This window comes from Ruegeria profundi, from assembly GCF_001507545.1.
Classification (GTDB): Bacteria; Pseudomonadota; Alphaproteobacteria; order Rhodobacterales; family Rhodobacteraceae; genus Ruegeria; species Ruegeria profundi.
In genome coordinates this window covers 24317-40315 of sequence record NZ_LQBP01000002.1, presented here as the reverse complement: position 1 = coordinate 40315, position 15999 = coordinate 24317, and the positions used below count along the sequence as shown (strand labels likewise).

The 15999-nt window shown below is 54.3% G+C and carries 14 protein-coding genes; 7 read left to right on the top strand and 7 right to left on the bottom strand.

The genetic code is table 11. The features are described 5' to 3' along the window. Nucleotides 1–10 precede the first annotated feature (10 nt). Nucleotides 11–3154 carry an efflux RND transporter permease subunit gene (locus AVO44_RS03735; protein ID WP_068332796.1) on the top strand — a complete coding sequence of 1048 codons (3144 nt, stop codon included), beginning with the start codon at nt 11–13 and terminating at the stop codon, nt 3152–3154. A 42-nt stretch (nt 3155–3196) separates the two neighbouring features. Here the strand turns inward: AVO44_RS03735 and AVO44_RS03730 are convergent, their stop codons facing one another. Next, nucleotides 3197–4129 (bottom strand): hydrogen peroxide-inducible genes activator, encoded by a 933-nt coding sequence (locus AVO44_RS03730; RefSeq protein ID WP_068333967.1) that lies wholly within the window; start codon nt 4127–4129, stop codon nt 3197–3199. Between the two features lie 173 nt (nt 4130–4302). Here AVO44_RS03730 and AVO44_RS03725 point away from each other — a divergent pair, with 173 nt between their 5' ends. Together AVO44_RS03725 and AVO44_RS21680 are read left to right on the top strand one after the other, a co-directional pair. After that, nucleotides 4303–4548 carry a YdcH family protein gene (locus tag AVO44_RS03725; protein WP_068332794.1) on the top strand — a complete coding sequence of 82 codons (246 nt, stop codon included), beginning with the start codon at nt 4303–4305 and terminating at the stop codon, nt 4546–4548. Nucleotides 4549–4605: 57 nt separating this feature from the next. Further along, the gene (locus tag AVO44_RS21680; protein ID WP_267885746.1) at nt 4606–4737 is read left to right on the top strand and encodes a hypothetical protein; all 132 of its coding nucleotides are present in this window, start codon (nt 4606–4608) and stop codon (nt 4735–4737) included. 51 nt (nt 4738–4788) lie between these two features. On the opposite strand, the gene AVO44_RS03715 is transcribed toward AVO44_RS21680, so the two are convergent. Then, nucleotides 4789–5346: a CIA30 family protein gene (locus tag AVO44_RS03715; RefSeq protein ID WP_068333964.1), complete on the bottom strand. Its 558-nt coding sequence runs from the start codon at nt 5344–5346 to the stop codon at nt 4789–4791. A 294-nt stretch (nt 5347–5640) separates the two neighbouring features. Between AVO44_RS03715 and AVO44_RS03710 the strand changes: the two genes are divergently transcribed. The 4 genes from AVO44_RS03710 to AVO44_RS03695 all read left to right on the top strand — a co-directional run bounded on the left by AVO44_RS03710 (nt 5641) and on the right by AVO44_RS03695 (nt 8929). Beyond that, the gene (locus tag AVO44_RS03710) at nt 5641–6132 is read left to right on the top strand and encodes an HPP family protein (RefSeq protein WP_068333961.1); all 492 of its coding nucleotides are present in this window, start codon (nt 5641–5643) and stop codon (nt 6130–6132) included. Continuing rightward, nucleotides 6129–6689, top strand: coding sequence for a TetR/AcrR family transcriptional regulator (locus AVO44_RS03705; protein WP_068332789.1), 561 nt, complete (start codon nt 6129–6131; stop codon nt 6687–6689). The genes AVO44_RS03710 and AVO44_RS03705 overlap by 4 nt, the downstream gene beginning before the upstream one ends. A gap of 259 nt (nt 6690–6948) precedes the next feature. Next, entirely contained in the window at nt 6949–7326 is a 378-nt protein-coding gene (locus tag AVO44_RS03700; RefSeq protein WP_068332786.1) for a response regulator, read from the top strand. A 226-nt stretch (nt 7327–7552) separates the two neighbouring features. Beyond that, nucleotides 7553–8929: a sensor histidine kinase gene (locus AVO44_RS03695; protein WP_157769924.1), complete on the top strand. Its 1377-nt coding sequence runs from the start codon at nt 7553–7555 to the stop codon at nt 8927–8929. A 49-nt stretch (nt 8930–8978) separates the two neighbouring features. Here the strand turns inward: AVO44_RS03695 and AVO44_RS03690 are convergent, their stop codons facing one another. The 5 genes from AVO44_RS03690 to AVO44_RS03670 all read right to left on the bottom strand — a co-directional run bounded on the left by AVO44_RS03690 (nt 8979) and on the right by AVO44_RS03670 (nt 15869). Further along, nucleotides 8979–9374 (bottom strand): response regulator, encoded by a 396-nt coding sequence (locus AVO44_RS03690; RefSeq protein ID WP_068332781.1) that lies wholly within the window; start codon nt 9372–9374, stop codon nt 8979–8981. Between the two features lie 38 nt (nt 9375–9412). After that, the gene (locus AVO44_RS03685) at nt 9413–11470 is read right to left on the bottom strand and encodes a sensor histidine kinase (RefSeq protein ID WP_068332779.1); all 2058 of its coding nucleotides are present in this window, start codon (nt 11468–11470) and stop codon (nt 9413–9415) included. A 64-nt stretch (nt 11471–11534) separates the two neighbouring features. After that, nucleotides 11535–11882, bottom strand: coding sequence for an Hpt domain-containing protein (locus tag AVO44_RS03680; protein WP_068332776.1), 348 nt, complete (start codon nt 11880–11882; stop codon nt 11535–11537). A gap of 19 nt (nt 11883–11901) precedes the next feature. Further along, nucleotides 11902–12834 carry a response regulator gene (locus tag AVO44_RS03675; protein WP_068332775.1) on the bottom strand — a complete coding sequence of 311 codons (933 nt, stop codon included), beginning with the start codon at nt 12832–12834 and terminating at the stop codon, nt 11902–11904. A 245-nt stretch (nt 12835–13079) separates the two neighbouring features. After that, nucleotides 13080–15869: a bifunctional aconitate hydratase 2/2-methylisocitrate dehydratase gene (locus tag AVO44_RS03670; RefSeq protein ID WP_068332773.1), complete on the bottom strand. Its 2790-nt coding sequence runs from the start codon at nt 15867–15869 to the stop codon at nt 13080–13082. Between the last annotated feature and the right edge of the window lie 130 nt (nt 15870–15999).

The window sequence follows — 15999 nt, the reverse complement described above, 5'->3', positions numbered from 1 at the left end:
GAGATTGGCCATGGAAACGCTTACTTTTCGTCACCCCAGACTGGTCGCTTTGATCATCTTTGTATTGGTTTCCGCCGGGTTATCGTCTTTCCTGTCGCTTGGACGTCAGGAAGATCCGACCATCACCAATCTTTTTGCCACGGTCACAACGCAGTTTCCGGGCGCTGACCCCGAGCGGGTCGAAGCGCTTGTTACCGCAGAAATCGAAGAAGAGCTTCGAAAAATAGCCGAGGTGGATGAAATCCGTTCGGTGTCGCGATCCGGTGTATCGGTCGTGTCCGTAGAACTGCTTGAAACACTGGACGAAGCCACCATTGAACAAGTGTGGTCCGAAGCCCGTGATGCCGTCGACGATGCCAGCCAGAATTTCCCTGCCGGTGTTCTGACACCGGATTTCGACGCCGAAGGTATCTCGGCCTATTCGGCGGTTATCGCCGTGTCGGCGGACAGCAAAGACTATCCGGTCACTCTCCTTCGGCGTCACGCCGAATCCTTGGGTGACAGGTTGCGCACAATCCCCGCCACACGCGCGGTGGATTACTTTGGACAGCCCGAAGAAGAGGTTCTGGTCAGCGTTGACATGGACAAGGCCGCGGCATTGGGTTTGAGCGCGGCCGAGATTTCACAGCGGATTGCCGAAGCTGATGGCAAGGTTCAGTCGGGCCGACTGCAATCCGACGTGGATCTGACGATCAATATCAGCGGCGAGATCGAAACACTCGACCGTCTGCGCAGCATCGTTCTGCGCGAAAGTGCCGAAGGGGCCGTGGTGCAGCTTGGTGACATTGCCAGCGTTGATCGTGGCGCGCGAAACCCGCAATCTGCACTCGCCTTTGCCAATGGAATGCCCGCCGTACTGGTCGGAGTGCTGGCACAAGACGGTGTTCAGATCGACCGTTGGACCGGGTTCTTACGTCAGGAACTTGAGGCTGGCGCTGCCATGGTCCCGTTGGGAATTCAGGAGATATTGCTCTTTGATCAAAGCCAATACACGTCGGATCGCCTGACCGAGGTTGGTAAGAACATGGCAATTGGCGTGGCGCTTGTGGTCGGCGTACTGTTTATAACGCTAGGCTTCAGGGCTGCTGCTATCGTGGCCCTTGTTCTGCCCGTCGTGTCCTTGGCGACACTGGCGACTATAAACATGATCGGCCTGCCCATTCACCAAATGTCTGTCACCGGCTTGATCGTCGCATTGGGCTTGCTCGTTGACGCGGCCATCGTGATGACAGACGAAATCCGGCGTCGTCTACAGGACGGAATGGCGCGCGTAACCGCCGTGCAGGATGCCGTGCGTCGGCTGGCTGCGCCCTTGTTGGCGTCCACCGTCACAACGGCGCTGGCCTTTATGCCGATGATTCTTCTTCCGGGGCCTGCCGGTGATTTTGTTGGTGCCATCGCAATCGCCGTGGTTCTTATGCTGGTGTGGTCGTTGGTTGTTGCCCTGACCGTGACACCGGCGGTTGCAGGTTGGCTTTTGTCAGATAAAACCGACGCAGGTGTACTGAGCCGCGGCATCAGCATCCCTCCCCTCGCCCGCGTTTTCGAAGCGTCCATCCGATTGTCGGTTGCAAATCCGGTCCGGTCCATCGCACTAGCACTGGTGCTACCGGTGCTGGGTTTTGCCGCATTCCCAACACTTACGGCGCAGTTCTTTCCGGGCGTGGACCGCAATCAGTTCTATATCGAGGTCGACATGCCGGGTGGTACGTCAATCACGAAAACGCAGGCAACGGCAATGCAGATCGACCAGATGCTGTTGGCTGATGAGGGCGTAAGCAGTGTCTATTGGACGATCGGAGAATCCGGGCCAGCCTTTTACTACAATATCGTTGGCGACCGCTCACGCGAGCCAGCCTTTGCGCAAGCGATGATCACGACCCATACCGCTGACGACGCGGCCCGTCTTGTCGCCGACCTGCAAACCCGTTTGGACATAGATTTCCCCAATGCGCAGATCATCGTGCGCAATCTGGTGCAGGGCCCGCCGGTTGCCGCGCCGGTCGAGGTCAAGATACAAGGGCAAGACATCACCGTTCTACGGGACCTTGGCGATGAAATCCGGTCAATCATGGCCAACCTTGATCTGGTGACACAGGCCAGGGCCAGCGTCAACGGCGGCAATCCTCAGATCCGGTTCGAGATTGACGAGGTCAAAGCCCGGCTTCTTGGATTGGACGTCGCCGATATTGCCGCCCAACTGGATACCGCGCTGGTCGGTGTGACAGGAGGGTCGCTGATCGAGGGCACCGAACAACTGCCTGTCCGTGTACGGCTTGGGGATGAGGTCCGCTCGGATCTCAGCACGATTGTGAGCATGCCAATCCTGTTGCCAAACGCGGCTGCTGTCTCGGCCACGGGTGTGTTTCCCGCAGTGCCGCTTTCGGAATTGGCCCAACCCGTAATTGAACCAGCCGAAAGCGTGATAACCCGCACGGATGGAATTCGTGAAAACACGATTCAGGCGTTCATCGTTCCGGGAGTTTTGCCCGAAGAAGCCCTTCGGGACGTGTTGCAGGCGCTTGACGCGTCAGGCTTCACTCTCCCCAATGGCTACACGATGACATTGGGCGGCGACAGCGATGCGCGGTCGAGTACGGTTGGCAATCTGATGGCTTCGGTCGGCCTGATCGTAACGCTTTCGATTGCAACCATCGTGCTGACCTTTAACTCTTTCCGGCTTACGGTTGTCACCTTGGTGGTCTGCGTATTGTCAGCCGGGCTGTCCATGCTGTCCCTGGCCATCATGCAATTCCCGTTTGGTATCCAAGCCATAATCGGCGTCATCGGGTCAATTGGTGTTTCGATCAACGCAGCCATCATCATCCTGACCGGATTGCAGCAAGACGCCCAGGCAAGCCGCGGCGACAGGAATGCCATGGCACGGGTAGTCACCGGATCAAGCCGCCACATCATCTCAACCACTGTGACGACATTTGGCGGATTCCTTCCCCTGATATTGGACGGCGGTGCCTTCTGGCCACCTTTTGCCGTGGCCATTGCTGGCGGAGTTTTGTTGTCGACGGTCGTGACATTCTACTTCACGCCACCGGTCTTTGCCTTGGTCTACCGCGGACGGTTCAAAAAACAGCGTCTGTCCAGCCAAAACCCCGGCGCAACGGGAAACGCCGTTGTCTCGCTTGCCGCTGAATAACGGCGGCGGCGTTCTTAACCCTGCAGAAGGACACCCAAGTGGTCACACTGCCGTTACCAAACCGGCAAACTTGTCACGCGCGACTGAGCGGATAACTGACGCGATGCTATCAATGGTCCGCTTATGCGCAGAACGTTTGCGCCAGACAAGCCCGACAGAGCGTGTGAAACGGTCCTTTCGAAACGATAGAATTGCGACATCGCCCGTGTCAGGCGAAACCTCGGACCGCACGTATAGCGCAGGCAAGAAACAAACGCCCATGTTCAGGGCCGTCATTTGCCGTAACGCGTCCAGACTGGTGCCTTCATAGTCCTGCCGCGGGTTTGCACCCACCTCCTCGCACAGGGCAACAATCTGGTTATGCAATGCATAGCTTGATGTCAGCGCAAGAATATCCTGCCCCGCCAGATCGGCATCGCGCGCCTGCGACTTGGTGGACAACGCGTGATCCTGCGCCACGGCCAATTTCAGAGGCTCGCGAAATAGGCGTTCAACCGCTACGTCAGCCGATCGAACCGGAAGCTGTGTCAGGATCAGATCGTGTTGACCCAAAAGAAGCTCTTCCTGCAAAACAAGCGGGGCAGCGTCACGCACAATAAGTTTGAGCGACGGATAAGACGTTCGCAGACGCCGCATGACATGAGGCAAAAAATAAGGCCCGAGCGTCGGCGATGTCCCCAACCTTATGGTCCCGCTTACACCGGCACTGGCATCCCTGGCCAACGCGGTGAGCGCCTCAGTCTCTTCCAAAACGCGCCGCGCCTGCGCAAGAATTTCACGCCCGCCGGGGGTCAGGATGGCCCCACGCTGGCCACGTTCAACCAATTCGACGCCAAGTGTCGTTTCCAAACCGGCAATCTGCTGGCTTAGCGACGGCTGGCTGATGCCAAGGCGTTCGGCCGCGCGCCGGTAGTGCTGAGCCTCGGTCAGTGCCACGAAGTAAGACAATTGCTTCAACGTCACCCCGCTTGCCACGACATCTCCTTTAAATAGGTTTTTCCGATCAATCCCACATATATGATCATCTTTTTCAAGGTTCAATTGGACCCATATCTGATCAAGGCAGCGGCAAACGCGCCCCTGATCAAAAGACCGCATGGCAAGCTGACCCATGCACCCTCGAACACCAACAGCGAAAGGAGACCAAGATGCCCACAACTGCCCGTGTCAAAACCTTCTCCTTAAAAACACGTCTGGCTGAACTCAACATAAAGAACCGCGAAGTGAAAAAGCTGATCGCGGATGAGCTTAAGCGGCCTTTGCCTTGCAACATATCTTTGCAACAGCTCAAACGCCGTCGGCTCAAGCTGAAGGACCAGATGTCACATTACGACGGGCTTCTGCGCACGCTGAGCGCCATGAACCCGAACCAGCCCCCACACCCGCAGAGGTAACCCATGTTTCCACAGATGTATCAAATGACAGGGCTCAAGTATTTCCACAGCACGGACTTGACCGACATGAAGCAAGCCATCCTTGACGATGGAGAAAACGGGCAAAAAAACGAACGCCCGAAAGCCAGCAAAAAGCCTGCTCAGAACCAAGACAAACGTCCGACGCTGCGCAAGACCAACGACAGCTAGACCCTGGGTCGTTTGCCCCGCGCGACCCCTCTCGTGCGGGGCTTCGCCTTTTCAGTAGAACCCAACTTCGCTGACATCAATTTTTGCGTTGTGGTCCCGGCCAAACGCGACAACGGCGATTGATTTCAGACTGCTCGCACGGGGTACAGCGCGAAGAAGCTGTCCAGATCGTTCAAATGCTTCAAAAGGAAGGCGTAATTCGCTCCAGCCTTCTTTTGCATCAAAACCTGCTTGGTAGTATTGCCATGGAAGCACGGTTCCGCTGGTGCGAAGATGCACAAAATACCGTTGGCTGTTGCCGCGCACAACAATGCGCACACCGGCTGCATCTTCTGGCGCCCCATCAGGCAAATCCATCCGGATTTGGATGAACCCACCGTTGTTTTCGGTACTCACACTGCCAGTTATGCGCGCATAAGTCGTGTCGCCCTCGGTCAGAAAAGCGACCGTCCCGGTAGAAACCCCGCCCATCACATCATCGGTAAAAAAGCGCCAGCGCGTCTCTGGCTGCGCCTTGAAATTCTCAATCATGATGTCCTCAGCAACGACAGTGACGGGTGCAAGCAACCACAAAACTACTATGAATGACCGTTGCAAAAGCAGCCGCATCATTAAATCTCCCGGTCATGAGCGCTCAAATCGCTGGCCAAGTTTTTACCCGACCATTCGTGACTACAAACCTAGACCGGCGCCTGATGCCAGCAAGCCTTGACTATCTACTAGCCAGCAACACTGAGGAAACCTAGTGTGCGCCGACGTGACACCGTTTAGAACGGTTTGATCATTGGCGACCCTGATCTCGACCTTTTCAAAAAAACGTCAACACAATCGAACGCGATTGACCCGATCCGGCCAGCTCTGTACCGATCATTACAGTTTGGAATGACCGTTACAGGATATGCTATGCATCGTTACTTTGAAAGAAGCCTCCCAACGCCAAGTGTCAGGCTCGTTGTTCTTGCAGGCGTGGGTGGGCTTCTGGCTATAGCCTGCCTACGGCTTTTGACCGACAGCGCCCATCTGGCGCTGATTATGGCACCCTTCGGCGCAACCTGCGTCCTTTTGTTTGCCGCTCCGGCAAGCCCGTTTTCCCAACCCATCAATGTCGTTGGCGGCCATTTCGCGGCCAGCCTGGTTGGCCTGCTCATGCGCCTTTGGTTGCCTGACGAATGGTGGGCCCTGGCCTTTGCCGTAGGTCTTGCCATTGCCGTTATGGTTGCCTTGCGCGTGACACATCCCCCGGCAGGCGCCAACCCGCTGGTCGTTTTCGCCGCCGACCCAGGGTTCCTTTTTCTGGTATTTCCCGTTCTCTCTGGGTCAATAGTTCTTGTAATTCTGGCGAGTTTCTTTCATCGGCTGAGTGGACAGGCATATCCACAAGGGTCCGGAAAATGACACGTACCGTCGCGGAAAGAGATGACGTCATTCCTGTTCTCGCCGAAGTTTTCCGTCATCACGGATACGAAGGGGCAAGCATCGGCATCATCTCTGCCCGCACGGGACTGGGCCGCAGCAGCCTTTACCACTTTTTTCCCGGTGGAAAGAAGGAAATGGCGACCGCGGTCCTGACGCATGTCTCGCAGTGGTTTGAAACAAATGTGTTCACCATTCTGGACTCTCTGCCGCCGCCAGCCGCTATAAACAAGATGCTGGATGCGGTTACGGCTTATTTCGAAGGTGGCAACCGGATTTGCCTTGTCGGCGCCTTTGCGCTGGACGCGACGCGGGATCAGTTTACTGATGCGGTCCGGTCATATTTTAACAGATGGATTTCATCCCTTGCCGCGTGCCTTGAAAGGCTGCAGCCTACAGTTTCAGACGCCCTGTTCCAGGCCCGCAGGATTGTCGCGACAATACAAGGTGGCATCATACTGGCCCGCGCCACCGAACATCCTGAGACATTCCATTCGCTCATCGATGACTTGCGCATAAAGCCGGGGGCGAACCCTTAGCTGCGACAGCGCCCTTGGCGGGACATTTGCAAGTTGGTAAAAGACCTTGCCCCTTTGCCACACTCCCCTGCCTGCTGTGAATGCCACATTTTAAAAGCTTTCTTCTCCTCCGCAAAATCGTCGCTGATGCAGTGTCGACCTAAGCTGTGACCCAATCAGCGGATTTGCGGTATATTGGCCAAAGCCTCACTGACATCGTGCAGTTTGACGGTTACTATTTTGGTGCCGCAAACCCGACCAAACAACCGAGGTTTTTATAATGGAACGCAAAGCGCAAGTTGTGCATGTCGATGACGACGCAGACATCATCTCGATTGCGCGTATGTCGCTTGAGGTCGTCGGGGGTTTCGACGTTGCGCAGTTCAACTCGGCCCGGGCTTTGCTGGATAACCTGACCGGGCTGGAACCGGATCTTTTTCTGCTTGATGTAATGATGCCGGAAATGGACGGGGTTGAGCTGTTGCGGGAGTTGCGGAAACTTCACCCGTACAAGGAAACACCTGCGGTTTTTATGACGGCAAAAACAGATCAGGCCTTTAAGGAAACACTTGTCGGATGGCACAAGGTGGATTGCATCACAAAACCCTTTGATCCAATCGCCCTTCCGGATCAGTTAAACGCGATATTGAATAAGTGAACCGTTTTCCTATCGCAGTTTAGATGGCCCCGAACAGCCTTTTGCACCGGGCACAAACAGATTGACCGTGCCGCTTGTTCTAAATGTAGTATTTGTGCAAGGTTTTTACCCTACCCCTGACCACTTTTCCGGATATACTGAGCCCGAACATTTCAACCTTTGCGGGTTTGGCAGCCAAGCAGCACAGGTTATCGAATTGCTATCGGGCAAACAAAGGACGTGGCGTTTGACGAATTTGCATCCGGCCGTGAAAGAGCCTGTAGAAGAAAACCAATCCCTCCTGCTTGTGCAACAAATGCGAGACTACTGCCACGTCGGCGTCAAACTCGTGTGGCAAAGGCAGATCATCTACGTCGCGACCCTTGGCCTTGCCGCATTTTACTATGACGCACAGTTTGCCGGTATTCTTGCGCTATTTGTCATCGCATCCGAGATCTTTGATTTTTGGTCTTTTAAACGAGTTCTAAAACTTGATCCGGGCGATGTTGCCTCGGCGCGAAAGCGGTTACCATTTCTGTATGCAGGCGCGCTGATCAATACTGCCATCATCGTGACATACTCGATCGGGATCGCGGTCATTCAAGGCCCGACAACGCATTTCATGTCACTGTTCTTTCTGTTTTCCGGCGCGCTGTTTGCAGCCATGCACAGCCATCATTTGCTGTCGGTTCTCATCATACGACTGGTGATTTTTACAGCCGCCTTCCTGTTCATTCCACTGCGCGACATCGTTCTGACCGACGCGCCGATCAAATCCGAACTTTGGGCCCAGTTCTTTACCAGCCTCTTTGTACTGACCTTCGTTCTTGACAGTTCCCGAAGCTATCTTGGGTTTTACCGCACGCAACTTGGCCAAATGGACCGCCTGAGCAAGGAACACGAGAAATCGAAAATGGCGTACAAGGCAAAAACCGAATTCGTCTCGACGATGAGCCACGAGTTGCGCACGCCGCTAACCTCAATCAAGGGATCGGTTGATTTGGCGGCCTCGGGGAAACTGGGTGCCTTGCCGGACAAGGTTGGCTTTGTCCTCGACGTGGCCCAGCGAAACTGCGACCGGCTGTTGATGTTGATTAACGAAATACTTGATCTTCAGAGCGTCGAAAGTGGAAAAATGAAAATCTCACGCGAGAAATCCAACCTTGTGGACGTTATCGCGGACTCTGTTGCCGAAAATCAGCCTTTTGCAGACTCCCTGGGTGTGGCCATTGAGACAGACCCACACCAGACCCCGGTTTGGGTGAATGTCGACGAAATCCGGTTGAAACAGGTCTTTGCCAACATCCTGGCAAACGCCGCAAAGTTTTCACCACCGGAAAGTACAGTTTTGGTTTCGCTGCAGGAAGGGGATGGCAAGGCCCGTGTTCTGTTTCGCGACCACGGGATCGGTTTGGCAGAAGAGGATCATGAAATTGTTTTTGACCATTTTTCTCAGATCGATGCATCGGACACACGCAAGATCGGCGGTACTGGCCTTGGGATGAATATTTCGATGCGTATCATGGATGCTTTGGGCGGCTCGATTTCCTACACCAAGAACACCGGCCCCGGCACAACATTTATCGTCGAACTGCCGACGTCTGGCCCTGTCTTCGGTTCCTGAACCACCCGCAAACCTGCTGACAGGCCACGAGGCTAATTTTCAAGACTGCTCAGGTCCGCCCCATGCCCTGTTCGGCCCAGATCGTTTTGAGCTGGTCCGCGATTGTCAGGGGATCGAACGGTTTGATGATAAAACCGATCACTCCGGGTAACTCTGTGGCACCCTGCCCGCCTGATGCAACGCTACCGGTCATGAAAACCGCCGGCAGGTTCACAAACGCAGGCATCATTCTGATCTTTGACAACAGCATGATGCCGTCCAAATCCGGCATCATCATATCCAGCAACAAAAGATCTGGGTTTACAGACCCGATACTGGCAAGCGTTTCGGCCCCGGACCGGCATTGATGAACACTAAATCCGCCTGTTATCTCGAACCCCATTCTGGCCAAATGGAGAATATCGTCATCATCATCAACGTGCAGGATGGTTCTTAGTTCGCCCATTGATCGTCTTTCGCGTTTTCCAATTTGGCTTTCCCGGCTTACTCTGCACTGATTGAAGCGGCACTCTCGGCGATTTCAGTGTCCTGCACGTCTATGCACGGTAAGCCCACAGTAAAGATACTACCTTTGTTGGGGTTACTACGAACATCTATGTGACCACCATGAAGCTTCACAAAACTGTTACTGATCGCCAACCCCAAACCCGTTCCTGCGTGGTTGCGGCGTGATGACTTGTCGATCTGCGCAAAACGTTCAAAAATCTTGTTTTTCTGGTCTTCGGGAATCCCGGGCCCGGAATCCTGAACCGTCACATAGGCCCGGTCCGCCACTTTGGTCATGGATACGGACACGCAACCAACCTCGGTGAATTTCAGCGCGTTCGACAGCAGGTTCAAAAATACCTGCCGTAGGCGTAGCTCATCCCCGTCTAACCAAACCTCGCACAAGGATACCCGCAGTTCGATGCCTTTCTCCTGCGCCTTTTGCTGCAAGTCCTCAACCAGCGATCCCAGAAGTTGCTCCAAGTTCAAGCGAGACCGATTCAGTTCCACACTGTCCTCACTAACCACGGCCCAATCAAGGACCGAATTTATCAGATCCTGAAGGTGCTTTCCTGATCTTTCGGCCTTCCCCGAAAATGTTGCAACTTCGTCCGAGAATTTTTCCAATGCGGCCAGCGCCTTGGGATTGTCGGCAAGTTCCAAGGCCAGAGTCTTGTAGCTTGGTAGATAGTTGTTGCTTTTCAGGAATGATAAATAGCCCACGATAACCGACAGCGGGGTACGGAATTCATGACTGATGTTGTTGAGAAAGTCAGATTTTGCCTTGTTCGCCGTTTCAGCAGCTTTCTGCGCATTTTTTAGCTGAGTCACATCGACCCGGAAGCCAACAGTCTCACCACTGCGGGTCTTGGCTTCGGCCATTTTGAGCCAGCGACCGTCGCTCAGTTGCTGTTCAAACGGTTCACCCGGATTCTTGTGACGCTCGATACGCTGGGCAACCCATTCCTCTTCGTTTCCAACCGCCTCGGGGTGCAGTCCGCGATCAACAGCAGCACGGATTATGTCCTCGAACTTGGCGCCGGGTTTCATCAGATCAGCCATCTCAGCGTAATAGTTCAAATACTGGTCATTGCACATCAACAGGCGATCATTCGCATCATAGATGACAAACCCGTCTCTTATGGATTCTATGGCTGTCATCAATTGGCGCCGCGCCTGGGACCGGTCCCGGATCAGGCGACGTGCGTAACTGACGCCGAACATTCCGATTGAAGCCAGGATAAGGATCAGGGTTCCAATGATTTGCCGACCCTGGAGCGTCGCCTTCCATCCATTTGCGGGCGCCATTCCGTATTGAAGGGAAATCTCACCCAAAGAGATATCTGTCACAACCGGATCATGCCCCCATACCGAAGGGTCGCCAAAAACATGATCCAAGCTGCCCCCCTTGGCATTCGTTTTTCGAACGGTACTGAGTGACTGCAGATTGGTGTCGTCAAGTCGAATTCCGATTTCGCTTAGAAAGGACTCGAAATCAACGACAATGGAGTAAACTACATTTTCACCGATCATGGGTGCGCGACGAAAAATCAAACCGCGCCCCCCTAGTATCAGATCAATAGGGCCTGAGACGACAAATTCCCCTGACGCGATTGTCCTATCGTGGCTTTCCTTCACCTCGGGGAGATCCTGGAAATCCACCCCAACAAGGGCGGAGTTGTGAGCCGTAGGATAGGCATCGGTAACCACATAGTCTTGCGCACGGACAACACTGATGATGCTTGGGTTGTCTTGGATCACGATATCCGCCAGAGCATTAAAGTCATCCTGGCTAAGCTGCCCGTCAAACGCCAAAATGTTCACCAGTCCTTCAACGATCAGCCCATAGCCACGCAACCTTTCGTCCGCGCGCACCCCGACCATTTCCACAAGCTGCTGCATGGACTCCTGCTGCGCCTTGCGGGAGGCAGAAACGTAGGCGCGATCCAGAATGAACCAGGACGCGATCGCGATCAGAATGATGCCCGAATAAATGGCTGTCAGAATTCGCAACTGGCGCCGGGCCGAGCTTTTGTGTCCTGATGCTATAATCATCTGCCGAACATCCTGTAATTCCGACTATTTTCCGTGCGTGGCGCGCAGTCCAAGAAAGATCGTTTCAGCTATTGGTCTGCGCGTTGTCCAGCAAGTCTTCCATTTCGTTCATGAGATCCTCGAGTGACTCGGAAACCCCGTCCCGCGTCATCGTACCCGAAGTTATGGCCGTATCGATTTCACTTGCGCGCGAACCGATATCGGGAAACCCGAAGGACGCTGCGACACCTGCCAGCTTGTGGCACTCGCGCCGGATTGCATCCAGTACTTCATGATTGTTTTCACCCGTCCTGAATTCGATTGCATACTGCTCAAGGGTCAGAATGCGGGTGTGCAGCCCCTCAATGAACTTTTGGCGCAATATCTGTAGTTTGCGCTCGTATATCTGTATGTTCTCCGGCGTTTGGGTCATTCGCTATACATCTGTCGTCTCACACGAACCCGCCTTTGGGCGACGCGCTCACGGTAGTGTCGTGCTGCGCGCTTCTCGCTCCGGTTATCGCCATATCCAGTAGATCGTCCGGCGCTTTGAATGAGAGAAGGTTGCGATAAATCGGCGTCCCAATCTGGACCACCGGTCCCACTTCACCCGCGCTCTTGTACCAATCGGTCAATTCACTGAACTTGAGCTCCAATTGATCCTCGAACGCGTCTTTGTCGAACCCGCGCGCCCGCGGCAACAATATGACATAATCGCCCTGCCCCGCGTATGACATTAAAAATTCTGCGCCGCCGAAGCTTTCGCTGATCATTTCCGCAACGTCCATCAGCGCATCCATTTGGCCACTTTGGTCTTTATTAGCAAACACGTCCGACAGGTTCACGATATGGATGCCAAACGCGATAAAACTGTTGATCCGCAACGACCCAAGCTTGAGGACATAGTTCTGCATCGCAAGGTAATCGATGCAATTTGGGATCTCGGACAGGCTGACCGCATCCAATGCGTCTGTATTGCTGTCGCTGGTGAAGGTCGGTTTGGATGTCTGCGTTGCCAACGCCTGAACCATCCGCATACGGCCTTGCAGCTCACGCCGTTGCAGGGGTTTGTTCAGATAATCCGTGGCACCTTTGGCGAAAGCGCCATCAATATGCTCGAGCGACGCGCTTGAGCTGACCATGATCACGGGCGCGCGTTTGGTCAGAGGGTTTGTCGTAATCCTCTCACACAGCTCAACTCCGTTCATGCCGGGCATTTCCACATCTACCAAATAGCAATCATAGGGCGTCTGTGACGCGGAGATGCAGTCCAACGCATCTTGCCCCGAATGAACCACATCGACACTATCCAGTCCAAGCAGCGACAATTCTGCCACCATCAGCTCGGTAAAAGTTGGATCATCGTCGACAACAAGAAGTTTCATTTTCTACTCTGACCGTAGCAAGACGCCCTACCTTATAGGGGTACGAGACGAAGAGATTCAATCCAGAGTTTACTGATCGGGTCACTTAACCTTTGTAAGGTTGTAAATTTGTCAGTCTATGAAGAAGCGCTGTAGAACATCATGTCACGCGGTCACGTTTCGACACGGACACGCGAGAAGTAACAAATTATCTGCGCAGAAACGAATGGGCTGGCCCCCTGATGAGAGCCAGCCGAGGACCGGCTTTAAAAATGCGCCGATTTCGTGTTTTCCGGTGTCGCGGCCGGTGCAAAGCGGGTCAGGTCGATGCCTTCGACGGCCTCTTTGTACTCATCGATCTTCGGTGTTCGACCCAGGATTGCGGACAGAACTACAACCGGCGTTGAGGCGAGCAGAGATTCACCCTTCTTCTCGGCTGAGTCTTCGACCACGCGGCCCTGGAACAGGCGGGTCGAGGTCGCAAGCACCGTATCGCCCTTGGCTGCCTTTTCCTGGTTGCCCATGCACAGGTTACACCCCGGACGTTCCAGGTACAGGATATTCTCGTACTCGGTGCGCGCCGCGGTTTTCGGGAAAAGGTCGTCAAACTCAAAGCCCGAATACTCCTGCAGAGTGTTCCACTCGCCCTCTTCCTTCAACTCATCAATGATGTTGTAAGTGGGAGCTGCGACAACCAAAGGCGCCTTGAATTCGACCTTGCCGTTTTTCTTCTCAAGGTTTTTCAGCATCTGTGACACGATGATCAGATCACCCTTGTGCACCATGCAGGAGCCAACGAAGCCAAGATCGACCTTTTTCTCACCGCCATAGTAGGACACCGGACGGATCGTGTCGTGGGTGTACCGTTTTGAGACGTCCTCGTTATTCACATCCGGGTCAGCGATCATCGGTTCGTTGATCTCGTCCAGATCGACTACAACTTCGGCGAAGTACTTCGCATCCGCATCCGGCTTCAGTGCAGGAACTTCACCCGATTTGATTTCGGCAATTCGCTTGTCGGCTCTGTCGATCAGGCCTTGCAGAGTGCCAGCCTCATTATCCATGCCCTTGTCGATCATGATCTGAATACGGCTTTTTGCGATCTCAAGCGATTCAACCAGGGTTTCGTCCTGTGTGATACAGATCGACGCCTTGGCTTTCATCTCGGCCGTCCAGTCCGTGAAGGTGAACGCCTGATCCGCCAGCAAGGTGCCGATATGAACTTCGATGATGCGGCCCTGGAAAACGTTATCTCCGAATTGCTTCAGCATCTGCGCTTGGGTCGCATGCACCACATCGCGGAAATCCATGTGGTCGGCCATCTTGCCTTTGAATGTCACCTTGACCGATTCCGGGATCGGCATCGTGGCCTCACCGGTCGCCAGCGCCAGCGCAACGGTGCCCGAATCCGCACCAAACGCCACACCCTTGGACATCCGCGTGTGCGAGTCGCCACCAATGATAATCGCCCGGTCATCCACGGTGATGTCGTTCAGCACCTTGTGGATAACGTCGGTCATGGAATGATACTCGCCCTTGGGGTCACGCGCGGTGATCAGACCAAACCTGTTCATGAAGGACATCAGGCGCGGGATGTTGGCCTGCGCTTTCTTGTCCCAGACCGAGGCGGTATGACAACCCGACTGATACGCGCCGTCCACAGTGGGCGAGATAACGGTGGCGGCCATCGCCTCAAGCTCTTGCGAGGTCATGAGGCCGGTGGTGTCCTGCGATCCGACGATATTCACTTTGACGCGCGCATCCGACCCGGCATGCAGGGTTGTGCCTTCCGGAACGCCAACCGCGTTGCGGTTGAAAATCTTTTCAACCGCGGTCAGACCCTGACCTTCGTGGCTAACCACTTTTGATGGCGCAAAAGCCGATTTTAGCTCAACACCCAGTGTCTGCGCGGCAAATGTCTGAAGCTTTTTTCCAAAGACGATGGCATACGACCCGCCAGCCTTCATGAACTCCAACTTTTGCGGCGTGAATGAAGCGCTAAGGTCGACCAGTTCCTTTTTGCCATCAGCGTCAAAAAGCTTTTTCTCTTTGGTGTTGATGGTCAGGACAGTGCCGGTATCCACCGAGTATTTCTGCTCGAGGATCGGGCTATCATCGTTGTTCAGGATCGGGTTGCCCTCGGAATCTACTTTCTTGACCCAGTTCTTCAGGTCGATCCCGATACCGCCTGTCACACCAACGGTGGTCAGGAAGATTGGCGAGATACCATTGGTGCCCGCGACGATAGGTGCAATATTTACGAACGGTACGTATGGGCTTGCTTGCTTACCAGTCCACAGCGCCACGTTGTTGACGCCCGACATCCGCGATGACCCCACTCCCATGGTGCCTTTTTCGGCGATCAGCATAACGCGCTTGTCAGGATGCTGCAGCTTCAGCGCCTCGATTTCATCCTGCGCCTTTTGCGAGATAAAGCATTTACCATGCAGTTCCCGGTCAGACCGCGAATGCGCCTGATTGCCCGGTGACAGCAGATCGGTCGAGATATCGCCTTCCGCAGCGACATAGGTCACGACTTTGATCTCTTCTTCGATCTCGGGCAGTTTCGTGAAAAACTCGGCCTTGGCATAGCTTTCCAGAATGTCTTTTGCGACCGCATTGCCGGCCTCGAAAGCCTGCTTCAACCGGTCCGTGTCAGCATCATACAGGAAGACCTGCGACTTCAGCACCTCACCCGCCTGCTGTGCGATCTCGGCGTTTTCACCCAACGCCAGATCCAGAAGAACCTCAACCGAGGGACCGCCCTTCATGTGTGACAGCAATTCGAATGCGAAAGGAACTGAGATTTCGTCGACGACGACGTCCCCCAGGATGATCTCTTTCAGGAACTTTGCTTTCTCACCCGCAGCGCTGGTTGTGCCCGGCAGTGTATTATAGATGAAAAAGTTCAGCGATTCAGCGCGGTGTTCGTTACCGGGTTCCTTGATCTGATCGACAATCTCTTTCACAAGGGTACCGTCGTCGATAGGTTTGGGGTGAAGCCCCTGCTCTTTGCGGTTTTCGATCTCGCTTAGGTAATCTGTGTAAAGACTCATGGCTGTTCCGGCTTTTGCTATTGGTGGCGGTTTGGATCGGGTTTACGGCAGCTTGGCGAAGCCCGGTCTAAATTTGTATGCAGCGGTATACTAATTTCTCCGAGGTTTCAATAGACCATCTCATGACGAC